At 66.8% G+C, this 21922-nt stretch carries 24 protein-coding genes; 8 read left to right on the forward strand and 16 right to left on the reverse strand.

Features of this window, described 5'->3' with window-relative positions; translation table 11 throughout:
• Window positions 1-21 precede the first annotated feature (21 nt).
• The 7 genes from AC16JP_RS04605 to hutI form a co-directional block, all read right to left on the reverse strand.
• Window positions 22-753, reverse strand: coding sequence for a sulfite exporter TauE/SafE family protein (locus AC16JP_RS04605; protein WP_484339428.1), 732 nt, complete (start codon window positions 751-753; stop codon window positions 22-24).
• On the reverse strand, window positions 750-1541 hold the full coding sequence (locus AC16JP_RS04610) for an SDR family NAD(P)-dependent oxidoreductase (RefSeq protein ID WP_484339429.1): 792 nt from the start codon (window positions 1539-1541) through the stop codon (window positions 750-752). Before AC16JP_RS04610 ends, AC16JP_RS04605 begins: the two co-directional genes overlap by 4 nt.
• The gene (locus tag AC16JP_RS04615; protein WP_484339430.1) at window positions 1538-2476 is read right to left on the reverse strand and encodes an SDR family oxidoreductase; all 939 of its coding nucleotides are present in this window, start codon (window positions 2474-2476) and stop codon (window positions 1538-1540) included. The genes AC16JP_RS04610 and AC16JP_RS04615 overlap by 4 nt, the downstream gene beginning before the upstream one ends.
• Window positions 2477-2572: 96 nt before the next feature.
• The gene (gene hutU / locus AC16JP_RS04620) at window positions 2573-4231 is read right to left on the reverse strand and encodes a urocanate hydratase (protein WP_484339431.1); all 1659 of its coding nucleotides are present in this window, start codon (window positions 4229-4231) and stop codon (window positions 2573-2575) included.
• Window positions 4228-5046: an N-formylglutamate deformylase gene (hutG, locus tag AC16JP_RS04625; RefSeq protein WP_484339432.1), complete on the reverse strand. Its 819-nt coding sequence runs from the start codon at window positions 5044-5046 to the stop codon at window positions 4228-4230. Before hutG ends, hutU begins: the two co-directional genes overlap by 4 nt.
• Window positions 5043-6566, reverse strand: a complete 1524-nt coding sequence (gene hutH, locus AC16JP_RS04630) for a histidine ammonia-lyase (RefSeq protein ID WP_484339433.1) — start codon at window positions 6564-6566, stop codon at window positions 5043-5045. Before hutH ends, hutG begins: the two co-directional genes overlap by 4 nt.
• Window positions 6563-7762 carry an imidazolonepropionase gene (gene hutI / locus AC16JP_RS04635; protein WP_484339434.1) on the reverse strand — a complete coding sequence of 400 codons (1200 nt, stop codon included), beginning with the start codon at window positions 7760-7762 and terminating at the stop codon, window positions 6563-6565. Before hutI ends, hutH begins: the two co-directional genes overlap by 4 nt.
• A gap of 81 nt (window positions 7763-7843) precedes the next feature.
• Between hutI and AC16JP_RS04640 the strand changes: the two genes are divergently transcribed.
• Together AC16JP_RS04640 and AC16JP_RS04645 are read left to right on the forward strand one after the other, a co-directional pair.
• Complete coding sequence (locus AC16JP_RS04640; protein WP_484339435.1) at window positions 7844-9220, forward strand: formimidoylglutamate deiminase; 1377 nt, start codon at window positions 7844-7846, stop codon at window positions 9218-9220.
• Entirely contained in the window at window positions 9217-9900 is a 684-nt protein-coding gene (locus tag AC16JP_RS04645; RefSeq protein WP_484339436.1) for a UTRA domain-containing protein, read from the forward strand. The genes AC16JP_RS04640 and AC16JP_RS04645 overlap by 4 nt, the downstream gene beginning before the upstream one ends.
• Before the next feature lie 10 nt (window positions 9901-9910).
• On the opposite strand, the gene fdxA is transcribed toward AC16JP_RS04645, so the two are convergent.
• The 6 genes from fdxA to aroQ all read right to left on the reverse strand — a co-directional run bounded on the left by fdxA (window position 9911) and on the right by aroQ (window position 15731).
• Window positions 9911-10249: a ferredoxin FdxA gene (fdxA, locus tag AC16JP_RS04650; RefSeq protein ID WP_484339437.1), complete on the reverse strand. Its 339-nt coding sequence runs from the start codon at window positions 10247-10249 to the stop codon at window positions 9911-9913.
• A 107-nt stretch (window positions 10250-10356) separates the two neighbouring features.
• Window positions 10357-10662: a S4 domain-containing protein gene (locus tag AC16JP_RS04655; RefSeq protein WP_484339438.1), complete on the reverse strand. Its 306-nt coding sequence runs from the start codon at window positions 10660-10662 to the stop codon at window positions 10357-10359.
• Window positions 10663-10669: 7 nt separating this feature from the next.
• Complete coding sequence (locus AC16JP_RS04660) at window positions 10670-13261, reverse strand: helicase-related protein (RefSeq protein WP_484339439.1); 2592 nt, start codon at window positions 13259-13261, stop codon at window positions 10670-10672.
• A 169-nt stretch (window positions 13262-13430) separates the two neighbouring features.
• Window positions 13431-14816: an acetyl-CoA carboxylase biotin carboxylase subunit gene (gene accC / locus AC16JP_RS04665; RefSeq protein WP_484339440.1), complete on the reverse strand. Its 1386-nt coding sequence runs from the start codon at window positions 14814-14816 to the stop codon at window positions 13431-13433.
• Window positions 14788-15255 carry an acetyl-CoA carboxylase biotin carboxyl carrier protein gene (gene accB / locus AC16JP_RS04670; protein WP_484339441.1) on the reverse strand — a complete coding sequence of 156 codons (468 nt, stop codon included), beginning with the start codon at window positions 15253-15255 and terminating at the stop codon, window positions 14788-14790. Before accB ends, accC begins: the two co-directional genes overlap by 29 nt.
• A gap of 29 nt (window positions 15256-15284) precedes the next feature.
• Entirely contained in the window at window positions 15285-15731 is a 447-nt protein-coding gene (gene aroQ / locus AC16JP_RS04675) for a type II 3-dehydroquinate dehydratase (RefSeq protein ID WP_484339442.1), read from the reverse strand.
• Window positions 15732-15794: 63 nt separating this feature from the next.
• On the opposite strand from aroQ, the gene thiS reads away from it, so the two are divergent.
• A complete protein-coding gene (thiS, locus tag AC16JP_RS04680) occupies window positions 15795-16793 on the forward strand; it encodes a sulfur carrier protein ThiS (protein WP_484339443.1) in 999 nt (332 codons plus the stop codon).
• 25 nt (window positions 16794-16818) lie between these two features.
• Here the strand turns inward: thiS and bioB are convergent, their stop codons facing one another.
• Window positions 16819-17799 carry a biotin synthase BioB gene (gene bioB, locus AC16JP_RS04685; RefSeq protein ID WP_484339444.1) on the reverse strand — a complete coding sequence of 327 codons (981 nt, stop codon included), beginning with the start codon at window positions 17797-17799 and terminating at the stop codon, window positions 16819-16821.
• Window positions 17800-17899: 100 nt separating this feature from the next.
• Window positions 17900-18616, reverse strand: coding sequence for an NAD-dependent deacylase (locus AC16JP_RS04690; protein WP_484339451.1), 717 nt, complete (start codon window positions 18614-18616; stop codon window positions 17900-17902).
• 137 nt (window positions 18617-18753) lie between these two features.
• Between AC16JP_RS04690 and dapB the strand changes: the two genes are divergently transcribed.
• Window positions 18754-19554: a 4-hydroxy-tetrahydrodipicolinate reductase gene (gene dapB / locus AC16JP_RS04695; protein WP_484339445.1), complete on the forward strand. Its 801-nt coding sequence runs from the start codon at window positions 18754-18756 to the stop codon at window positions 19552-19554.
• 17 nt (window positions 19555-19571) lie between these two features.
• On the opposite strand, the gene AC16JP_RS04700 is transcribed toward dapB, so the two are convergent.
• A complete protein-coding gene (locus AC16JP_RS04700; RefSeq protein WP_484339446.1) occupies window positions 19572-19796 on the reverse strand; it encodes a hypothetical protein in 225 nt (74 codons plus the stop codon).
• Between the two features lie 182 nt (window positions 19797-19978).
• On the opposite strand from AC16JP_RS04700, the gene infA reads away from it, so the two are divergent.
• The 4 genes from infA to yacG form a co-directional block, all read left to right on the forward strand.
• On the forward strand, window positions 19979-20197 hold the full coding sequence (infA, locus tag AC16JP_RS04705) for a translation initiation factor IF-1 (protein WP_484339447.1): 219 nt from the start codon (window positions 19979-19981) through the stop codon (window positions 20195-20197).
• Between the two features lies 1 nt (window position 20198).
• A complete protein-coding gene (locus tag AC16JP_RS04710; RefSeq protein ID WP_484339448.1) occupies window positions 20199-20804 on the forward strand; it encodes a Maf family protein in 606 nt (201 codons plus the stop codon).
• Entirely contained in the window at window positions 20797-21765 is a 969-nt protein-coding gene (locus tag AC16JP_RS04715; protein WP_484339449.1) for a ribonuclease, read from the forward strand. The genes AC16JP_RS04710 and AC16JP_RS04715 overlap by 8 nt, the downstream gene beginning before the upstream one ends.
• A partial coding sequence (gene yacG / locus AC16JP_RS04720) for a DNA gyrase inhibitor YacG (protein WP_484339450.1) occupies window positions 21740-21922 on the forward strand: 183 nt, incomplete at its 3' end. The genes AC16JP_RS04715 and yacG, both read left to right, overlap by 26 nt.

Raw genomic sequence — 21922 nt, forward strand, 5'->3', positions numbered from 1 at the left:
CCCCGGCCGGGCGGCGGCGCTTCAGCGATGCAGCGCGAGCAGAACCCCGGTCATGCCAAGCAGCGTGAACAGCAACTGCCGGAACCGCTGCTCGTCGAGCCGGTGGTGCAGCCATTCCCCGACGACAAGGCCGGCCAGCACCACCGGCAGAAAATAGCCGATCCGTGGCAGCGCCGGCCGCAGGCTGCCATCGAGAAGGAACATCACCGTCAGCAGGCTGTTGAGGCACAGCCAGACCGCGATCAGCGTCGAGCGCATCGCCGTCTTGTCGAGGCGGGTTCCCGCCAGCGCATAGACCAGAAGCGGCCCGCCGGATGCGAACAGACCGTGGGTGACGCCCGCCGCAAGCACGGTGGCGCGCGTCGTCAGCGGGCCGTGCGGCGGCGTGCCGTTGCCGCGGCGCATCCGCCACAGTTCGCGCAACGAAAACCAGACGATCAGCAACCCGAACAAGGCATGTTGCAGGCCACCGCCCAGATGCGGGCGCAGCAGATAGCCGGCCAAAGTGCCAACCGCCATCAGCGGCAGCACCAGCCCAAGCAGTGTCGGCAGATGGATGTGGTGGCGATAGCGCCACGAAAGCGTGCTGCTGAACGCGATGTTCAGCGGCACCAGCACCGGCAGCAGTTCGGCGATCGGCAGCAGCAGGGCGCCAAGGGATAACGCGATGACGATGCTGCCGAATCCGGTGACGGCCTCGACTGTGTAGGCAAGGAATATGAAAATGCCGATCAGGATCCAGGGATCGGTCACTGTGCCAGCTCCACGGCGAATTTGCGCACCATCAGTTTCTGATACAAGTCCGGCAGCAGCCGCCACAGCAGGCTGGCGGCAAGGCTGGAAACGTCGGAATGCACCCGCCGCCGGCGCTTTTCCAGAGCAACGACGATGCGTTCGGCCATCCATCCGGCGTCGAGCGGCCTGCCCCCCGTCGTCGAGCGCGGATGCCGGGCCGGATTGCCGTCATGGCCAAGCGCATGGCGGTCGATCGGGGTATCCAGAAATCCGGGATACACCATCAGCACATGGAGGCCGTTTGCCTGCTGTTCGCCGCGAAGCACTTCGAACGACTGCGCCAGCGCCGCCTTGGCACCGCAATAGGCCGCCCGGCCCAGAACCGGCATCCAGCCGGCCATCGAACCGATATTGACGATGCTGCCCCGCGCGGCCTGCAACTGCGGCAGCGCGGCAAGCGCCAGTTCGAGCGGCGCCTGCCAATCCACCCGCATCACCTTGCGCAGCACTTCCGGGTCGGTTTTTGCGAGCAGCGACCGGTGGGTGATCCCGGCATTATTGACCAGCACCCCGACGCCGCCGAACCGTGCCTTCGCCAGATCGAGGATGGCCTGCTGGTGGGCAGAATCGGTGATGTCTCCGGCGATGGCTGCGGTGGCGGCCCCCGCCCCCAGCAGTGCAACCGTTGCCTGCAGCCCCTCGGCATCGAGGTCGGCCAGCACCAGCGCATGGCCGCGCCGATGAAAGGCCTGCGCCAGTGCGCGCCCCAGCCCGCCGCCCGCACCCGTGATCACGACACAGGTCAAAGCTCTCCCCTTTCGTGCGCGTGCACTGCATAAAAGCGAAACACTTCCTCGGACGTCTTTTGCGGCTGGTAGCCGAATTCCTGCTTCAGCCGCCGGTTCGACAGCACCGGCCGATAGCGCAGGAAATCCACCTGCTCCGGGCCATAGCGGCCAAGCCCGAGCGCCCGCCCGCACCAGAGCGCCGCCCGCAGCACGCCGGGCGACACCAGCAGTTGCGGCTTGCCCAGAATGGCGGCGATCCGGTCGATGCCCACCGCGCCGTCTCCGGCCATGTTGTAGATTCCCGCCAGATCATGGCGCAGACCGTGCAGGATTCCGCCCGCCACATCCTCGTCCCAGATGAACACGAACGGCGAATTGCTGCCGCGAATGTGCAGGATGCGCTTTGCAGTGAACAGGCGGGTGATCAGATTGCTGGTGGTCGCGCCAAGGATGGTGCCGGGCCGGAACAGCAACTGCCGCAGTTCCGGGTGGCTGATCCGGGTTTCCGCCAGCAGTTCCTCGATCTGGCGCTTGTGATCGGAATAGGCGAACGCCGGGTTGCCGCGCAGCGGGTCGGTCTCGTCGATCCAGTCGGGGTTGTCGGTGTGATAGCCATAGGCCGCCCCCGAGCTGGTGACGGTCAGGTGCCCGACGCCTGCGGCAAGGCAGCAGTCCACCACGTTGCGGGTGCCGTTCACGTCGATGTCGAACTCGCGGGCGCGGTCGTGGCCGGCATCCAGCACCGAGGCCAGATGCACAACATGGCTGATCCCTTCGTCGCGCAGCAGCCCGGCAAGCGCCGGGTCGCGCACATCCATCGCGCGCACCGCAAACGGCAGGTCGGCGCGCGGGCGGATGTCGGCCCCGACTACATGGAAATCCCCGGCAAGACGGCTTCCCAGCAGGCTCCCTACATAGCCCGCAGCGCCGGTGATCAGAACGCGCTTCGTCATGCCCGGCCTCCTGCTGGCAAACTCAGTACAGCCTAGGGCCGAACAGGCGCCCGGTATGCAGGCAAACGGGACAGCCGCACGTCAATTCGGGACAGGTCAGCCGGTGATTGCGGGCAGGTCGAGGTGCTTGTCCCGCGCACAGTCCAGTGCTTCGGTATAGCCCGCATCGGCGTGGCGCATCACGCCCGTTGCCGGGTCGTTCCACAACACGCGTTGCAGCCGTTCGGCTGCCTCGGGCGTGCCGTCGGCTACGATCACCATGCCGGAATGCTGCGAATAGCCCATGCCGACGCCGCCGCCATGGTGCAACGATACCCATGTCGCGCCCGACGCCGTGTTCAGCAGCGCGTTCAGCAGCGGCCAGTCGGATACCGCGTCGGACCCGTCGCGCATTGCCTCGGTCTCGCGGTTGGGCGAGGCGACCGAACCCGAATCAAGATGGTCGCGGCCGATCACGACCGGCGCCTTCAGTTCGCCCTTCGCCACCATTTCGTTGAAGGCAAGGCCCAGACGATGCCGGTCGCCCAGCCCGACCCAGCAGATGCGCGCCGGCAGTCCCTGAAACTTGATGCGCTCCCGTGCCATATCCAGCCAGTTGTGCAGGTGGCGGTCGTCGGGCAGCAGTTCCTTCACCTTCTGGTCGGTGCGATAGATGTCCTCGGGGTCGCCCGAAAGCGCCACCCAGCGGAACGGCCCGATGCCCCGGCAGAACAGCGGCCGGATATAGGCCGGCACGAAACCCGGAAAATCAAACGCATTGGCCACACCTTCGTCGAAGGCCATCTGGCGGATGTTGTTGCCATAATCGACGGTCGGCACCCCGGCCTCGTGGAACGCCAGCATCGCCCTGACATGCGCCGCCATCGACTGTCGCGCAGCTTTCGCCACCACGTCCGGCTCGCGCTCGCGGCGTTCCTGCCATTGCGCCACCGTCCATCCGGCCGGCAGATAGCCGTTCACCGGATCATGCGCGCTGGTCTGGTCGGTCAGCAGGTCCGGGCGGATGCCGCGCTTCCAGATTTCCGGCAGGATTTCGGCGGCATTACCCACCAGCCCGACCGACAGCGGCACCTTCGCGCCCATGACCATCGCCAGCGCCTCGTCCAGACTGTCGGTCGCTCGGTCCAGATAGCCGGTCCGCAGCCGCATTTCGATACGGCTCGGCTGGCACTCGATCGCAAGGCACGATGCCCCGGCCATCACTGCGGCCAGCGGCTGCGCACCGCCCATGCCGCCAAGCCCCGCCGTCAGCAGCCAGCGCCCGGCAAGGCTGCCGCCATAATGGCGCCGCCCCATTTCCACGAAGGTTTCATAGGTGCCCTGCACGATCCCTTGCGTGCCGATATAGATCCAGGAACCGGCCGTCATCTGGCCGTACATGGCAAGGCCGCGCCGATCGAGTTCGTTGAAATGTTCCCAGGTGGCCCATTTCGGCACCAGATTCGAATTGGCGATCAGCACGCGCGGCGCCTGCGCATGGGTGCGGAACACGCCAACGGGCTTGCCCGACTGGATCAGCAGCGTCTCGTCGGCTTCCAGCCGGCGCAGCGTCTCGACGATCCTGTCATAGCTTTCCCAGTCGCGCGCGGCGCGGCCGATGCCGCCATAGACGACCAGTTCCTCCGGCCGCTCGGCGACGTCGGGATGCAGATTGTTCATCAGCATCCGCAACGCGGCTTCCGTCAGCCAGTTCCTGGCAGAAAGCGTCGTTCCGGTTGCCGGGCGGATCACCCGGCTGTTGTCGTGCCGGGTCATGCGCCTGCTCCGGTTTCGGCAAAGCCCAATGCTGCCTCCAGCACCGCTTCCAGCACCTCGGTCAGCGGTGCAGCATGTTCGGGCCACCACGCAACCGGCCAGTTTTCCGGCGTCGGGATATCGGGTTCATCAAGGTAGCCACGCTGCGCCAGTTCCATCTGGATCGCGTGGATGCCCTGTTCGGGGCGGCCATAGTGGCGTGTCGTCCAGCCGCCCCGGAAGCGGCCATCGACAACGTGGCTGAAGTGGCTCGCCGCCACCACCTGTTCGATGGCGCTGGCAAGTTCTGCCGCGCAACTGGTGCCGCCGTTGGTGCCGATGTTGCAGTGCGGCAGTTCGCCGTCGAACAGGCGCGGCACCCGGCTGCGGATCGAATGCGCATCATAGAGCACGACCCGCGGATGCATGGCCCGCAACCGTTCCAGTTCGGCGGCAAGCGCTGCATGATAGGGGTGAAAATACTGGTCGGTCCGGCGGGCGATTTCGGCGGCGTCCGGTCCATCGCCTGCATAAAGCGGCTCGCCGTCGAACGTCGTCGTCGGACAGAGTTCGGTGGTGATCTGGCCCGGATACAGCGATTGCCCCGAAGGATCGCGGTTCACGTCGATCACACTGCGCGAGATGCGGGTGCGGACCGTGGTGGCGCCCATCCGGCGCGCGAAGGAATACAGAAGCTCGACCCACCAGTCGGTGTCTCGCCTTGCGATCCAGTCCGATCGGAAATGCGGTTCAGTCGGCGGCAGGTCGCGCCCGGTATGCGGGAAGGCGATGACCAGCGGACGGTCCCCGCGCGAAATCTGGAGCCATTCGTTCATGAGACACCCGGAAGTTGAAGGGACGAGACAGACGCAAGCGCGCCCGACCGGACGAGCGCATTCGCCGCCTCGATGTCGGGGTGGAAATGGCGGTCGTGCACAAGCGGCGGCACCGAGGCGCGCAGCAGCGCCCGTGCGGCCTCCAGCGGTCCGCTGGATGTGAGCGGCGCATGAAAATCGACGCCCTGTGCCGCAGCCAGCCATTCGATGCCGATCACCGGCACCAGATTGTCGGCCATGTCCAGCAGGCGGCGCGCGCCGTGCGCCGCCATCGACACATGGTCTTCCTGATTGGCGGAAGTCGGGATCGAATCGACGCTTGCCGGATAGGCCCGCTGCTTGTTTTCGGAAATCAGCGCCGCCGCCGTGACCTGCGGAATCATGAACCCGGAGTTCAGGCCCGGCTCGGGGGTCAGGAAGGCCGGCAGGCCGGAAAGCGCCGGATCGACCAGCATGGCGATGCGCCGTTCCGCGATCGAGCCGATCTCGCACAGGGCAAGCGCGATCATGTCGGCGGCAAACGCCACCGGTTCGGCATGGAAGTTGCCGCCGGAAAGCGCTTCGTCGACATCGGCAAAGATCAGCGGATTATCCGAAACGCCGTTGGCTTCGGTCGCAAGTGTGCCTGCCGCCTGCCGCAGCAGATCGAGACATGCGCCCATCACCTGCGGCTGGCAGCGCAGGCAATAAGGGTCCTGCACGCGCGGGTCGCCGGTCGCGTGGCTGGCGCGGATCGCCGACCCCGCCATCAACCGCCGCAGCGCGTCGGCCACTTCGATCTGCCCCCGATGCCTTCGCAGCGCGTGGATGCGCGGATCGAACGGGGTGTCCGACCCCTTTGCCGCCTCGGTCGAAAGCGCGCCGGCCAGCAGCGCCGAACGAAACAGCCGCACCGCCCGGAACAGGCCGGCAAGCGCGTTGGCCGTGGAAAACTGCGTGCCGTTCAGCAGCGCCAGCCCCTCCTTGGGTCCAAGCGACAGCGGCGCAAGGCCGGCTTCAGCCAGCGCCGCTGCGGCAGGCAGGCGCCGCCCCTGGAAATCCACTTCGCCGACGCCGATCATCGTCGCCGCCAGATGGGATAGCGGCGCCAGATCGCCGCTGGCGCCCACCGATCCCTGCGACGGGATCACCGGCACCAGCCCGCGTTGCAGCATCGCCTCCAAGAGCGCGATGGTGCCGGGCTGCACACCAGACGCCCCTTGCGCAAGGCTCGCAAGCTTCAGCGCCATCATCAGCCGCACCACTTCGGCGGGCGATGGCGCACCGGTGCCTGCGGCGTGGCTCAGGACGATGTTCTTCTGCAATGTCGCCAGATCGGCGTCGGCGATGCGGACGCCTGCCAGCTTCCCGAAGCCGGTGTTGATTCCATAGACCGGCTCGCCCCTCGCGAGGATGCGGGCGACGGCGTCGGCCCCGGCGCGCACGGCGCCCGCCGCACCGGCCGCCAGCACGCACGGCTGGCCGTCGTGGATCGCCTCCCACTGGGCGAGGGTGACAGATCCCGGTTCAACTGTGATCATTGGCCATTCCATATGCGGGCGTGAAGCAGGTTCAGGCCCATGTTCGAGACGAGTTCGGCCGGCGTTTCGATCGACCAGATGGCAAAATCAGCCCGGCAGCCGGGTGCAAGCGCGCCGGTATCGTCAGCCAGCCCGAGCGCGCGGGCAGCGTTCACGGTGACGCCGCGAAGACACTCGGCAACGGTCAGGCCGAACAGCGTCGCACCGAAGTTCATCGCCAGCAACAGCGAACTCAAGGGCGAGGTGCCGGGATTGCAGTCGGTCGCAAGCGCAATCGGCACTCCGGCGGCCCGCAGCATTGCGACCGGCGGCAGCTTTTCCTCGCGCATCTGGTGAAAGGCGCCAGGCAACAGCACCGCAACCGTGCCCGAAGCCGCCATCGCCGCGACACCCGCCTGGTCCAGATATTCCAGATGGTCGGCCGAAAGTGCGCCGTGGCGGGCGGCAAGCGCTGCGCCATGGCTGTTCGAAAGCTGCTCGGCGTGCAGCTTCACCGGCAGCCCAAGCGCGCGTGCGGCGCTGAACAGCCGGTCGATCTGCGCGACGGTAAAGGCGATCCCCTCGCAGAAGCCGTCGACGGCATCGACCAGCCCCTCGGCGGCAAGGGTCGGCAGCACCCGCGTTGCCAGATTGTCGATATAAGCGTCCGGGCGGCCGGCATATTCAGGCGGCAGCGCATGGGCGCCAAGAAATGTCGTGACGATCCGCAGCCTGCGCACTTCGCCCAGCCGCCGCGCCACCCTCAGCATCCGCCGTTCGCTATCGAGATCGAGGCCGTAGCCCGATTTCACCTCGACCGTCGTCGCGCCTTCGACGATCAGCGCGTCCAGCCGGCGAAGCGCCGACGCCAGCAGCGCATCCTCGTTCGCGGCGCGCGTCGCGCGCACGGTCGACACGATACCGCCGCCTGCGCGGGCGATGTCGGCATAGGTCAGTCCCTCCATCCGCATTTCGAACTCGTTCGCGCGGTTTCCGGCGTGCACGATATGGGTGTGGCAATCGACGAGGCCGGGTGTGATACAGCGCCCCTCACAGTCGATCACGTCTACGGCGTCGATCGAGGGGGCGCAGTTGCGCGGCCCGGCATATGCGATCCGCCCCCCGGAGACCGCCAGCACGCCATCTTCGACCACACCAAGGGCAGGACCGGCCATCGTCGCAAGGCGCGCATTCGTCCACAGCCTGTCGCACTTCATGCGCGAATCTCCCGCCTCCGTTCCGGCAAGATTGCACCGTTCGGCGATAATGTATATACATAATTGAAAGGAGGCCTGCCGATGACCGACAGGAACGCGACGGGCCGGACCCTGCATTTCCGCCATGCGCTGCTGCCGGGTGGCTGGGCGGAAAATGCACGCTTCACCCTGTCGGGCGGGCTGATTACCGCTATCGAAACCGATGTTGCCGCAAGCGGCGCCGACGAACGCCATGGTGCGCTGATGCCGGGGCTTTGCAATCTGCACTCGCACGCATTTCAGCGCGCGATGGCGGGGCTTGCCGAAGTGCGGCACGCGAACGCCGACAGCTTCTGGACCTGGCGCGAAGCGATGTATCGCTTCCTCGACCGGCTGACGCCCGACGACGTGATGGCGATTGCCGCGATGGCGCAGGTCGAAATGCTGGAAACCGGCTTCACCCGCGTCGGCGAATTTCACTATCTGCACCATGCGCCGGATGGCGCCCCCTATGCCAACCCCGCCGCAATGGCGCAGGCGATCGCCGGGGCGGCGTGCGAAACCGGAATCGCACTGACGCTGCTGCCGGTATTCTATGCCCATGCGGGCTTTGGCGGCACCCTGCCCCTGCCCGGCCAGCGCCGCTTCCTGCACGACACCGACAGTTTCTTCCGCCTGCTGGAACACAGCCGCGACGCGCTTTCGCCATTGCCCGATCCGGTGCTCGGGCTTGCTGCACACAGCCTGCGTGCCGTCACGCCCGACGAACTGGCCGCGCTTGCGAGGATAGCCGATGCAGGCCCGATCCACATCCACATCGCCGAACAAACCCTGGAAGTGGACGACTGCATCGCATGGTCCGGCCAGCGCCCGGTGGAATGGCTGCTGCAACATATGCCGGTCGACGGGCGCTGGTGCCTCGTCCATGCAACGCACGTCACGGCCGGGGAACTGGCAGGCATCGCCAGCGCCGGGGCGGTTGTCGGCCTGTGCCCCATCACCGAGGCAAATCTGGGCGACGGACTGTTTCCGGCAGCAGGATTCGCAGAAATCGGCGGCAGCCATGGCATCGGAACCGACTCGAACGTGCTGATCGACGCCACCGAGGAGTTGCGGCTGCTGGAATATGGGCAACGCCTGTCCCGGCGCGCGCGGAACCTGATGGCGCGCGGGCCGGGCCATTCAACGGGCGGAGACCTGTTCGCAGCAGCACTGCAAGGCGGCGCGCAGGCGCTGGGCGCGGCGGCAGGCCTGGGCGTCGGCCTGCCGTTCGACGGTTTTTCGCTGGATACCAGCCATCCGTCGCTGGCAGGCCGCCCGGCTTCCTCCTTTACCGACAGTCTGGTTTTCGCCGCCGGCAGGGCAGCGATCGCGACAGTCTGGCGGCGTGGCGAAGCGGTTGTGGCAGGCGGGCGGCATGTGCGCCGCGATGCGGTTGCGGCCCGCTATCGCCGGGTGCTCGAAGCGCTGCTGGCATGATCAGCCTTTCCGAACGCATCCGGCAAGACTTCGAAACCCGCATCCTTTCGGGCGAACTGGCACCCGACGAACGGCTGCCGACCGAGCAGCAGTTGATGGCGCAATATCAATGTTCGCGCATGACCGTGCACAAGGCGCTGTCGGCACTGTCGCACATGGGTCTCGTCGACCGGCGCAAGAAAGCCGGCAGCTTCGTCGCCCGCCCGCGCGTGCATTCGATGGTGCTGGATATCCCGGATCTTGCCGCCGAAGTGGCGCAGGGCGGTCGCCGGCACGATTTCCGGCTGCTGGCACGCCAGATCCGCAGCAGCAGCCCCGACTGGCCGGGGCGGACGCTGTGTATCGACGGCCTGCATCTGGCCGACGGCGCGCCACTGGCGCTGGAACGACGGGAAGTCAGCCTGAAGGCGGTGCCGGAAATGCGCGACGCCGATTTCACCACCCAGTCACCGGGAAGCTGGCTGCTTGCCCATGTTCCATGGACCGAAGCCGAAACCCGGATCCGCGCGGCAGGCGCCACGGCCGATGAAGCAGCCGCGCTGGGCCTGTCGGCCCACGCGCCGTGTCTGGTGGTTGAACGGCGGACATGGCGGCAGGCTGCGCCCGTCACCCATGTCCGCCAGGTTTTTCCGGCGGACAATTACGAACTGGTGGGGCGGTTCGGTCCGTCCGGCCGCTGAAGGGGGTAAATCAGCTACCCTGGCCCGGCTTGTCCGAGAAGAACTGCTCGAACTTGCCCGGCTTGCCCTTCCACTCGTCGGCGTCGGCCGGTGAGTCACCCTTGGCGGTGATGTTCGGCCAGTCGACGGAATGCTTCGCGTTCAGTTCGGCCCACTGCTCGATGTTCGGCTCGGTGTCGGGGACGATCGCCTCGGCAGGGCACTCAGGCTCGCAGACGCCGCAGTCGATGCATTCGTTCGGATTGATGACGAGCATATTCTCGCCCTCGTAGAAACAGTCCACCGGACAGACCTCTACGCAATCCATATATTTGCAGCGGATGCACTGGTCGGTCACCACATAGGTCATCGCAATTTTCCCGATATTTCGCTGGACTGTTCCACCCCTAGCTAGCTTGGCATCAGGGCAAGCGTCAATGGCACCACAGCACTGCATGGCTGCCGAAACTGCCGGATTCAGGCTGGTTGCAGCACCGCACCCCCTGCCGAAGCCGCTGCGGAAGGCCGCGCAACCGGCAGCAACGGCGTATACAGCGCGCGCGCTTCGCCTGCCGGGCCGCGCCGCTCGGTCAGGGCCTCCACCCGTAACGCCACCACCTGCTCGTCGCGGGGAAAAGACAGAACAGCGCCTGGTCTGACGGTTGCGCAACTTCGCTCGATCACCCGTCCGTCGAGCCTGAGGCGACGGCTCTCACAGAGCTTCTGGGCGTCGCTCCGGCTGTGCGACAGACGCGCAAACCAGAGCCATTTATCGAGGCGCATCCCCCGTTCATGAACCAAGCGGCGTTCTCCTCCGGCCGGCGGTCGTGCTGTCACGCGCTGCGCCCCGGCCGGCGATCAGTGCGTCGAGGCCCGCGAACGGGCTGGCGGAATCGGAAATCTGGCGTTGCGGCACCCGGTCGCGCCGGGCGCGTGCCGCGCTATAGGCAAAGCCGCGATCGGCAGCGCCCCGAAAACCAAGTGCCTGCATGAGCATGGCAAAGTCCGCCGCGCCAAGGCCAAGCGCGCCCATCAGCGCCGGGTCGGGCTGGATCGGGCCGCCACCTGCGCGTTCCTCGAGACGCTGCGCATGGACGGTGCGCGCCAGTCGGTCGGCCATATCGACGCGGACGGCAAAACCATCGAGCGCCCAGAAGCCCGCCACGGCGTAATAGCCCGCCGGCGCCCGATGATCGAGCTTCAGCGAGGTGAGACCGGGGCGTGGCGGCGGCGGCATTTCGGCAACCCCCGACGCCACCCCCCACAGCGCCAGACGCCACCGCGTTGCTTCGGGTTTCAGCGCGTGGCCCAGATAGACATGGCACACACCCAGCCGCACCCCGGCCTGCGCCAGCGCACGCCGGTCATCGCGCGACAGGCTGGCGATCAGCGAAGCGACGCTGGCGCGCGGCAGCGAACCCATGGTTTCGATCAGTTGCACGACCAGCCCGCGCGCCGGCGGCGTAAGCTGCGGTTTCAGCTTCTCGAGGCGGGTCAGCACGCCAAGATGCCGGGCGCGCGTTGCCGCGAACCAGCGGCCGAGTCGTGCCAGCACTGCATCGCGCGCCGGAGCGTCCAGCGGGTCGAGGCTGCGGTCCGCCTGAAGATGGGGGTTCAGCGCATCGCGGCCCGGACGCAGTGTCGCCACCCGCGCACCGCGCCACGTGACGCGCGGTGGCATCCCGCCGTCGAACTGCAAGGCGAATGCAGCGTCGGCGTCTGCCGCCAGGGCACGGGCGCGCGCCGCCAGCTCGGTGGCCAGCCGCCGCTCGGCTGCGGCAAGCAGCAGCTTCTTTTCGCCCGCACGGGCCGCCGGGTCAGGGCGGAAAGTGAAGCCTTCCAGTGTGCCGATGATTTCATTGTCGACGATCACCGAACCATCGGGATCGACTTCGGCGGCCAGATTGCGATCAGACAGTTTCAGGTCGCGCAGCAGCACCGATGTCCGCCGGTCCACGAAGCGTTGCGTCAGGCGCTGGTGCAGCGCGTCCGACAACTTGTCCTCGACCTGCCGCGCGCGCTCGGCCCAGCCCGTTGCATCTTCGATCCAGTCGCCCCGGTGCGACACGTAGGTCCAGGTGCGGGCAGCGGAAATCCGGTCGGACAGGGTGGCGATGTCGCCCGCCACATTGTCGAGCACCGCCAGTTCCGAGCGCATCCATTCAGCGGGAAGCCGCCCCTTGCCTTCCGAGAGGTGGCGGAACATCCGCCCCACCAGCCGTGCGTGCGCCTCGGCGCCGGTGCGGCGATAGTCGGGCAGGCCGCATGCGGCCCACAACCGCATCAGCGCAGGCTTGCCTTGCGCCCGTTCCATCACCCACGGTTCACCCGCCAGAATCTTCAGCACCTTCAGATCGACGGCGTCGTCGCCGCGCCACAGATCCGGTGACGAAGGAGTCGCCTCAAGGCTCATGACGAGGCGATGCAGCGATCCATAATCCAGCCGGGCATTGCGCCAGACGAGGCTCTGCAGGGGGGGGAAATCATGCTCCTCGATGGCACGTATCTCGGCATCGGCGAACTGCGCGAAACCGCCGTCTCCGGCATGGCCCATCAGCACCGTGCCGAAGCTGCCGTCGCGCTGGTGCCGGCCCGCCCTGCCCGCGATCTGCGCCATCTCGGCCGCGCGCAGGCGGCGGTGACGGCGGCCGTCGAACTTTGAAAGCGACGCGAAGGCAACATGGGAAATATCCATGTTCAGACCCATGCCGATGGCGTCGGTCGCCACCAGATAATCCACCTCTCCCGATTGATAGAGCTGCACCTGCGCATTGCGGGTGCGCGGGCTGAGCGAGCCCATGACCACCGCCGCCCCGCCCTTGTGCCGGCGCAGCATCTCGGCCAGCGCATAGACATCCTCGGCCCCGAAGGCGATGATCGCCGACCGTGCGGGCAGGCGCGACAGCTTGCGCGGTTCGACCGCCAGCAGGCTGGAAAAGCGCGGGCGGTGCTGGATCTGCGCATCGGGCAACAGGCGGCGAACCAGAGGCCGCAGCGTTTCCGCCCCCAAAATCATCGTTTCCGATGTGCCGCGCATGTGCAGCATCGCATTGGTGAACACATGGCCGCGTTCGGGGTCGGCCCCCATCTGCGCTTCATCGAGAGCGACGAACGGGAAGGTGCGATCGGTCGGCATGCTTTCCGCCGTGCACAGGAAATAGCGTGCGCCGGGGGGAACGATGCGCTCCTCTCCGGTGACGAGCGCGACCTGCGGCGCCCCCTTCAGCCGGACGACCCGATCATAGACTTCGCGCGCCAGCAGGCGCAGCGGAAAGCCGATCATGCCGCCGGAATGAGCGCACATCCGTTCCACCGCGAGGTGGGTCTTGCCGGTGTTGGTGGGGCCAAGGACGGCCGTCAGTTGCGCGCCCGCCGACATCATCGCCGACCCGCCCTGTAAAGGCGCCCGCCGGCTTTCGCCGGGATCGGTTCCGGTGCTGCGGATCGGGTGCGGATCTGCGCTCTCCCCTCAGGACGACCGCAGATATAGTGGCACGAGCGCCCCTCATGCGCAAGGGGTGGTTGGGCAACCCCTCAGCGGAGGGGCAGGCTCAGCTCTTCTTTGCCAGCAGCGCTTCCAGCCATTTGATCGAATAGTCGCCCGACAGAAAGTCCGGTTCGTGCATCAGCCGCTGGTGCAGCGGGATGGTGGTGCGGATGCCGTCGACCACCATTTCCTCCAGCGCGCGGCCCATGCGGGCGATGGCCTCGTCGCGGGTGTCGGCGTGGACGATCAGCTTGGCGATCAGGCTGTCATAGGTCGGCGGCACCCGGTAGCCGCTGTAAAGTGCCGAATCGATCCGCACCCCCGGCCCGCCTGCCGCGTGATATTCACGCACCAGCCCCGGAGACGGCGCGAAATTTTCCGGATCCTCGGCGTTGATCCGCGCTTCAATCGCGTGGCCGTTCAGTACAATGTCTTCCTGCCGGCGCGATAGCGGCAGCCCGGCCGCCACGCGGATCTGCTCTTTCACCAGATCCATGCCGGTCAGCATTTCCGTCACCGGATGCTCGACCTGCAGGCGGGTGTTCATTTCGATGAAGTAGAACTGGCCGTCTTCCCACAGGAACTCGATGGTGCCGGCGCCACGATAGCCCATGTCGGCCATCGCCTTGGCGCAGATGCCGCCCATGCGCTCGCGGTCTTCGGCCGACAGCACCGGCGAGGGGGATTCCTCCAGCACCTTCTGTAGCCGCCGCTGCAATGAACAATCGCGCTCGCCCAGATGGATGGCGTTGCCCTGCCCGTCGCCGAACACCTGAAATTCGATGTGGCGGGGGTTCTTCAGATATTTCTCGATATAGACGGCGTCGTGCCCGAACGAGGCCCGCGCCTCGGCCCGCGCCTGGCGGAAGCCGCCTTCCAGCATGGCGGCGTTTTCCACCACCTTCATGCCACGGCCGCCGCCACCGGCAGCCGCCTTCACCAGCACCGGATAGCCGAACTTTTCGGCTACGGCGCGGGCTTCGTCGACCGTTTCAACCGCGCCATCCGAACCGGGCACCAGCGGCAGGCCCAGTTGCCCCGCCGTGCGCTTGGCTTCCACCTTGTCGCCCATGGTGCGGATGTGTTCCGGGCTGGGGCCGATCCAGGTGATCCGGTGCTCGCCGACGATTTCGGCGAAGCGGGCATTCTCGCTCAGGAAGCCATAGCCCGGATGGATCGCATCGGCCTGCGCGATTTCCGCTGCTGCGATGATGTTCGGGATGTTCAGATAGCTGTCGGATGCGGGCGGCGGGCCGATGCAGATGGCTTCGTCGGCCAGACGCACGTGCATGGCGGACGCATCGGCCGTCGAGTGGACGGCGACGGTGCGGATGCCCATTTCGCGTGCGGCGCGCAGAACCCGCAGCGCGATCTCGCCGCGGTTGGCGATCAGGATCTTCGAGAACATCGCGTCGTTACCGTCACTCGATGATGACGAGCGGCTGGTCATATTCGACCGGCTGTTCGTTGGCGATGAGCATCGCCTTCACGACGCCGGCGCGCGGCGCGGTGATCGGGTTCATCACCTTCATCGCCTCGACGATGAGCAGCGTGTCGCCTTCCTTCACGGACTTGCCTTCGGTGACGAAGTTCGCCGAACCCGGTTCCGGCGAAAGATAGGCGGTGCCAACCATCGGCGAGCGCACGGCGCCCGGATGTTCGGCGGCAGCAGGGGCAGCGGGCGCGGCCGCAGCAGGGGCAGCAGGCGCCGCGACGGGCGCGGGCGCTGCAACCACGGCCCCGCCGATCTGGCGGGCCACGCGGATGGCGCGGTCGCCATCATGCACTTCGATTTCCGAAAGATTGGTGTCGTCCAGCAGGGCGGCGAGCTGGCGCACCAGCTCAAGCTCTACCCGCATCTTGTCAGCGTCTGCCTTGGGCGCAGCCATTCCTTGTCCTTCAAGCGAATTGAATGAAATCAGCGCGCGCTTTGCCGCAACATCGCGGCCGCGTCCAGCGCCAGCCGATAGCCCATTGCGCCAAAACCCTGAATCACGCCCGCCGCCACCGGCGAAATATGGCTGTAGTGGCGAAATCGTTCGCGCGCCGCCGGGTTCGACAGATGCACCTCGATCACCGGTACCTGGATCGCCTTGATCGCATCGCGCAGCGCAACCGAAGTATGGGTATAGGCACCCGCGTTCAGGATCACGGCCAGCACCCCGCCGGCACCCGCTTCGTGCAGCCAGTCGATCAGGTGGCCTTCGTGATTCGATTGCCTGAGATCGACCTTCAGGCCCAGACGTTCGCCTTGGTCCGTCAGGTCTGCAGCAATATCGTCCAGCGTCGTTGCGCCGTAAACTTCGGGTTCGCGGGTGCCCAGAAGGTTCAGATTGGGGCCGTTCAGCACCATCACGATGTTCATGCCGTTGCCTGCCAATGCTTCCCTCCGGTTGAGCCTCGCCGAGGCTTCTCTATAGTGGGTTTCATGCAGATCGCCATCATTCTGAACGGAGAGCAGCGCCAAGCGCCGCACGGAACGACCATCAAGGCGCTCGTCGAGTCGCTCGACCTCGGGAAAGGCCGGGTCGCGGTTGAGCGCAACCGCGAAATCGTACCTATTAGCCTGTGGCCGAACGTCGCGCTTGCCGATGGCGACGCGCTGGAAGTGGTGCATTTCGTCGGCGGCGGCAGCACCGATGCCGCCGCCACCGACGACGACGATCGCTGGACGGTCGCCGGGCGGACGTTCCGTTCCCGCCTCATCGTCGGCACCGGCAAATACCGCGACTATGCGCTGAACGCCGCCGCCGCCGAAGCCTCGGGCGCCGAGATCGTGACCGTCGCCGTGCGGCGGGTGAACCTGACGGATCGTTCGCAGCCGCTGCTGACCGACTTCCTCAGCCCCGAACGCTTCACCTATCTGCCCAACACCGCCGGCTGCTTCACCGCCGACGATGCCCTGCGCACGCTGCGCCTTGCACGGGAAGCCGGCGGCTGGACGCTGGTGAAACTGGAAGTGCTGGCCGACCAGAAAACCCTGTTCCCCGACGTCATCGAAACGATCCGCGCCACCGAGACGCTGGTAAAGGAGGGGTTCGACGTGATGGTCTATACCTCGGACGATCCCGTCGTCGCCCGCCGGCTGGAAGATGCGGGCGCCGCTGCGATCATGCCGCTTGGCGCCCCCATCGGTTCGGGCCTCGGCATCCAGAACCGGGTGAACATCCGCTTGATCGTCGAGGCAGCCAAGGTGCCGGTGCTGGTCGATGCAGGCGTCGGCACCGCATCGGACGCCGCAATCGCCATGGAACTGGGCTGCGACGGGGTGTTGATGAACACCGCGATCGCCGAAGCGAAAAACCCGGTGCGGATGGCGCGCGCGATGAAAGCCGCCGTAGAAGCCGGGCGCGACGCGTGGCTTGCCGGGCGGATGGGGGTGCGGCGCTATGCCGACCCCTCGAGCCCGCTTGCCGGCCTGATCTGACGCCCCCCCTGACCGGCGGCCCCGTTCAGGCGGCGTCACGCTCCATGCCTTGAAGGCCTAGCCGGTCGAACAGGGCCTGATCGGCGCCTGCCCCTGCGTTCCCCGTCGTCAGCAGGCGGTCGCCGGTGAAGATGCTGTTCGCCCCGGCAAGAAAGCACAGCGCCTGCGTCGAGGCCGACATGCTTTCGCGCCCCGCCGACAGCCGCACCATCGACGCCGGCATCAGAATCCGCGCTACCGCCACCGTGCGCACGAACTCGATCTCGTCGATCCCGGCAAGCGGCGTGTCGCGCAGCATGTCTCCGAGCGGGGTTCCGGCAACCGGCACCAACTGGTTCACCGGCACCGACTGCGGATGTTCGGGAAGGGTCGCCAGCGCGTGCAGAAAACCGATGCGGTCGGCGCGGCCTTCGCCCATGCCGACGATCCCGCCCGAGCAGACCGAAATCCCCGCCGCACGGACATGCGCCAGCGTTTCCAGCCGGTCGTCATAGGTGCGGGTGCTGACGACGTTGGCGTAATATTCGCGCGAACTGTCGAGGTTGTGGTTGTAATAATCCAGCCCGGCCTCGGCCAGTTGCCCCGCCTGATCGGCGCTCAGCATGCCAAGCGTCATGCAGGTTTCCAGCCCCAGCGCCTTTACTTCGCGCACCATCGCGACGAGCGCAGGCATGTCGCGTTCTTTCGGCGACCGCCAGGCTGCTCCCATGCAGAAACGGCCGGAACCATTGTCGCGCGCCGTGCGCGCAGCCTCCAGCACTTCCTCGACTTCGGCAAGTTTCGTTGCTTTCAGGCCGGTTTCGTGCGCGGCCGACTGGCTGCAATAGCCGCAATTCTCGGCGCAGCCGCCGGTCTTCACGGAAAGCAGCGTGGAAAGCTGCACCCGATTGGCGTCGAACCGCGCCCGGTGCACCTGCTGCGCCTGCCACAGAAGATCATTGAACGGCAGATCGAACAGGGCGGCGATTTCGGCACGGGTCCAGTCGGTGCGGATTTCAGGCTGCATTCTCGTCTCCGGTGAAGGCGCGTTTCGGGGCGAAGCCAGTGCCCGGACAGGGACAGCCCGGTCAAGCCTCGGGCCAAAGGTCAAGTCCCGGTGCGAAAGGTCAGGCCGCCGGCAGGCTCGCCAGCAGTTCCTCCACCAGCGCCGGAACCAGTGCGCCCGCCGGGCCAAGCCTGCTTTCGTGGAACCGCCGGCTGGTCATCGAAGGATCAAGGTTCAGTTCAAGGCAGCGCGCGCCCGCATACCGCGCAAGATCGACGAACCCCGCCGCCGGATAGACATTGCCTGATGTCCCGACAGATACGAACAGATCCGCCGCCGAAAGCGCCGCGTCGATCCGGTCCATGGCGTAGGGCATTTCCCCGAACCACACGATATCGGGCCGCAGCAGGCCTTCCGCACGGCAGGCCGGGCAGACAGGTTCGCCGGAAAGCGCCTCCTCCCACGGAAAGCGGCCGTCGCAGGCAATGCACCACGCCGACTTCAACTCTCCGTGCATGTGAACAAGCCTTCGCGCGCCCGCCCGCTCGTGCAGATCGTCGACGTTCTGGGTGACGATCAGCAATTCCCCCGGCCATGCCTGATCAAGCCGCGCCAGCGCCTGATGTGCGGGGTTCGGCAATACGCCGGCCAGCGCTGCGCGGCGCAGATCGTAAAATCGCTGCACCAGCACCGGATCGCGGTGGAACGCTTCCGGCGTCGCCACATCCTCGACCCGCTGCCCTTCCCAAAGCCCATCCGGGCCGCGAAAGGTCGGCACACCCGATTCCGCCGAAATCCCGGCACCGGTAAGAACCACGATCCGCTGCACATCCTTCAACACGGGCGCCCTCCGGCAGTTTGGGTTGGGCCTGCGCTTCAGCACGGTTCTGCCACCAGGGGCAAGCCGTGGGCATCGCCCTCGCCCACTTGCCTTCGCGTGGCCCATGCCCCACCAAGGCCCGCAAGGAGCAACGGATGATCAGGATCGGGGTATTGGGCGCGGGCGGCCGCATGGGGCAGGCCATCATCGCGCAGGTGCAGGCCGCAGCCGACACATGGCTTGCCGGCGGCGTCGAGCGCGCGCAACACCCGTTGGTCGGCAAGCGCATCGGCGACGACGGCGAAGTCGTCGGCGCGAACGCCGCGCCGCTTGCCCGCAAATGCGACGTTCTGATCGACTTCAGCACCCCCGGCGCGCTTGAGGAACATCTCCGCGCCGCTGTCGATGCGGGCACGGCAATCTTCGTCGGCACGACCGGTCTCGAAGAACAGCACCACCGTCTGATCGACGACGCCGCCGCCCATATCCCGGTTCTGCAGGCGGCGAACACTTCGCTTGGCGTCACGCTGCTCGCCGCCCTCGTCGAGCAGGCAGCCCGCGCCCTCGACGCCAGTTGGGACATCGAGATCGCCGAACTGCACCACCGCTTCAAGCTCGACGCACCTTCCGGCACCGCGTTGCATCTGGGCGAAGCCGCCGCCAATGGGCGCGGCTCGACGCTGGACGCCTTGCGCCTGCCGCCGCACACCAACGCCAGCGGCGCGCGCAGGGTGGGTGGAATCGGCTTTGCCGCGATGCGCGGAGGGTCGGCGCCCGGCGATCACAAGGTGATTCTGGCAACCGACGGCGAACGGCTGGAACTGGGCCATGTCGCCGAAAGCCGCGACATATTTGCGCGCGGCGCGGTTTCGGGCGCGCGCTGGCTCGCCGGCCGCAAGGCCGGCAGATACAGGATGTCTGATATTTTCGGCCCAGCGCTTACGCGCGGCGCCTGAGGGGCGTTCAGGCAGGTTCAGCAGAAGCTGCTGAACACCCGCATCGGCAGGTTTCGCACTTCGACGATGTGAAACGCGGCAGGGCTGCGCCGGGCGTTGGCCTCGACGGTCATGAGCTGGTGGCTGTCATCGGTTGCCGAGGCGATTCTGGATGCGCCCACCAGCACAAAGCCCAGAAAAAAACCGATCAGCACTGGCTTCAGCACAAAAACCCCTCTCCTCTTGTCCTCTTGTGTTCCCACGATGGATTCAGAATATCGCGCAACGCCCGTTAAAGGCTTGCACAAAACCGACAGAAACCCGCCGCACTTGCAAAAGTTGCAATCTTTCGGCATGGGCCGCACAGCATTCTGCGCCTGCCGTAGCGGGCGAACCAATCTTCTGCCCGCGCGCGGGTCAGCCAAAAGGTCAAGTCAGCCAGCCCATGCCCAAGGAAGAACTGCTCGAAATGCGGGGGACGGTCGTCGAACTGCTCCCCAACGCGATGTTCCGGGTCCGGCTCGAAAACGATCATGAAATACTTGGCCATACGGCAGGAAAGATGCGCAAAAACCGCATCCGCGTGCTGACGGGCGACGATGTACTGGTGGAACTGACGCCCTATGACCTCACCAAGGGCCGGATCACCTACCGCTTCAAATAGCATGAGCGTTGCCAGGAACGGGGCCACCAAAGGGCGCCCGGCGCTGGTTCTGGCGTCTGCGTCGCCGCGCCGGTTGGAACTGCTCGGCAGAATCGGGCTGACGCCCACCTGCACAGACCCCGCCGACATCGACGAGTCGCCCCGCAAAGGCGAACGGCCGGCGCCGCATGTGGCAAGGCTTGCCGCCGAAAAGGCGGCCGTGGTCGCGGCCCGGCACCCGGGCGCGATCGTGCTGGCGGCCGACACGCTGGTTGCAGCGGGCCTGAACATCCTCCCCAAGGCCGAGGACGAAGCAACCGCCCGCCGTTGCCTTGCATTGCTTTCCGGCCGGCGCCACCGCGTACTGACGGCGATCACCGTCGTCGATGCAACCGGCACCGCCCGCCACCGCCTCTCCTGCTCGACGGTCAGGGTGTTGCCGCTGACCGCCGCCGACATCGACCGCTACATCGCCAGCGGCGAATGGCGCGGCAAAGCCGGCGGCTATGCCATTCAGGGCCGGTTCGAAGCGCATGTGGCGTGGATGGAGGGCAGCTTTTCGGGGATCATGGGGCTGCCGCTGGCCGACGCCCGCGCCATGTTGCAGACGGCCGGGCTTCTTGCCTGAATATTACCTTGTCGCAGTTCCGGGCGAAACCCGCGCCGCGATCACCGACAACGGCCGCCTTACCGGCATGCGCATCCAGCGCGATGGCGACGGCCTGCAAGCAGGCGCGCGGGTGCAGGCCCGGCTGAAAGCAAAACTGGGCGGGCGCGGCATCGCACAGGCAGGCGCCGAAGAACTGCTGATCGAACCATGGCCCACCGGCGCCACCGAAGGCGCAAACGTCACCGCTGAAATCGCCCGTGCGGCGTGGAGCGAACACGGCCGCGACCGGCTGGCGAAGGCGCGGCCGACCAGCCTTCCCGCCGCCGAGGCCCCGACCCTTGCGGCGATGCTGCGCGGACAGGGCGCGGTGCCGAAGCCGGGCTGGCCCGAAGCGATCGATGAACAATGGCACGACGCGTTCGAACAGGCCGAACTGGGCTGTTTTCGCTTCCCCGGCGGTACCCTGCAACTGTCGCCAACCCCGGCGTTTCTGGCGGTCGATGTCGATGGCGCCGCCGCCGACATTGCAGTGCCCGCCTTGCGCGCTCTGGCGCAGGCGATCCGGCTGTGGGGTCTTGGCGGCAACATCGTCGTCGATCTGCCGGGCACCGGCACCCGCGCCGAACGCACGGCGGCGGCACAGGCGCTGGACAGCGCGATGCGCGGCCTTGCCTTCGAACGGTCGGCTATCAACGGCTTCGGGCTGCTGCAACTGGTGTGCCCGCGCCGCGGCCCCTCCGTGCTCGAGCGGGCGCGCCTCGACCGGGCCGGAACCGCCGCCATCCGCCTGCTGGAAACTGCGTTGCGCGACCCCGGCACCGGGCCGATGCTGCTGAAGGCTCCGAAGCAGGTGGCCGGCTGGATCGCCAGCCGCCCGCACCTCATCGACGAAGTGCGCCAGCGCACCCGCCGCGCGCTTGACGTGCTTGCCGATCCGCTGCTGGAAGCAGGGCATGTCGAAACCGCCAGCAACCGCTGATTCCCGCAGCCACGATTCCTGCTGCCCGGTGTGCGGCAAACCGGCGACGAAAGCGCACGCACCTTTCTGTTCCGCCACATGCCGCAACCGCGACCTGATCGCATGGCTCGACGGGCGATATGTGCTGCCCGGAAATCCGATCGAAGAAGATGGCGAA

The sequence above is a fragment of the Sandaracinobacteroides sp. genome (assembly GCF_057137845.1).

Excerpts from the sequence above, each read along its gene's own strand:
- AC16JP_RS04660 (WP_484339439.1), bottom strand. The coding sequence starts at position 13,261 with ATGATGTCGGCGGGCGCGCAACTGACGGCCGTCCTTGGCCCCACCAAC.
- AC16JP_RS04710 (WP_484339448.1), top strand. The coding sequence starts at position 20,199 with ATGAGCGTTGCCAGGAACGGGGCCACCAAAGGGCGCCCGGCGCTGGTT.
- accB (WP_484339441.1), bottom strand. The coding sequence starts at position 15,255 with ATGGCTGCGCCCAAGGCAGACGCTGACAAGATGCGGGTAGAGCTTGAG.
- hutG (WP_484339432.1), bottom strand. The coding sequence starts at position 5,046 with ATGAACGAATGGCTCCAGATTTCGCGCGGGGACCGTCCGCTGGTCATC.
- AC16JP_RS04645 (WP_484339436.1), top strand. The coding sequence starts at position 9,217 with ATGATCAGCCTTTCCGAACGCATCCGGCAAGACTTCGAAACCCGCATC.
- AC16JP_RS04615 (WP_484339430.1), bottom strand. The coding sequence starts at position 2,476 with ATGACGAAGCGCGTTCTGATCACCGGCGCTGCGGGCTATGTAGGGAGC.
- infA (WP_484339447.1), top strand. The coding sequence starts at position 19,979 with ATGCCCAAGGAAGAACTGCTCGAAATGCGGGGGACGGTCGTCGAACTG.
- bioB (WP_484339444.1), bottom strand. The coding sequence starts at position 17,799 with ATGCAGCCTGAAATCCGCACCGACTGGACCCGTGCCGAAATCGCCGCC.
- AC16JP_RS04655 (WP_484339438.1), bottom strand. The coding sequence starts at position 10,662 with ATGCGCCTCGATAAATGGCTCTGGTTTGCGCGTCTGTCGCACAGCCGG.
- hutI (WP_484339434.1), bottom strand. The coding sequence starts at position 7,762 with ATGAAGTGCGACAGGCTGTGGACGAATGCGCGCCTTGCGACGATGGCC.
- hutU (WP_484339431.1), bottom strand. The coding sequence starts at position 4,231 with ATGACCCGGCACGACAACAGCCGGGTGATCCGCCCGGCAACCGGAACG.
- thiS (WP_484339443.1), top strand. The coding sequence starts at position 15,795 with ATGCAGATCGCCATCATTCTGAACGGAGAGCAGCGCCAAGCGCCGCAC.
- dapB (WP_484339445.1), top strand. The coding sequence starts at position 18,754 with ATGATCAGGATCGGGGTATTGGGCGCGGGCGGCCGCATGGGGCAGGCC.
- AC16JP_RS04640 (WP_484339435.1), top strand. The coding sequence starts at position 7,844 with ATGACCGACAGGAACGCGACGGGCCGGACCCTGCATTTCCGCCATGCG.
- fdxA (WP_484339437.1), bottom strand. The coding sequence starts at position 10,249 with ATGACCTATGTGGTGACCGACCAGTGCATCCGCTGCAAATATATGGAT.
- hutH (WP_484339433.1), bottom strand. The coding sequence starts at position 6,566 with ATGATCACAGTTGAACCGGGATCTGTCACCCTCGCCCAGTGGGAGGCG.
- aroQ (WP_484339442.1), bottom strand. The coding sequence starts at position 15,731 with ATGAACATCGTGATGGTGCTGAACGGCCCCAATCTGAACCTTCTGGGC.
- accC (WP_484339440.1), bottom strand. The coding sequence starts at position 14,816 with ATGACCAGCCGCTCGTCATCATCGAGTGACGGTAACGACGCGATGTTC.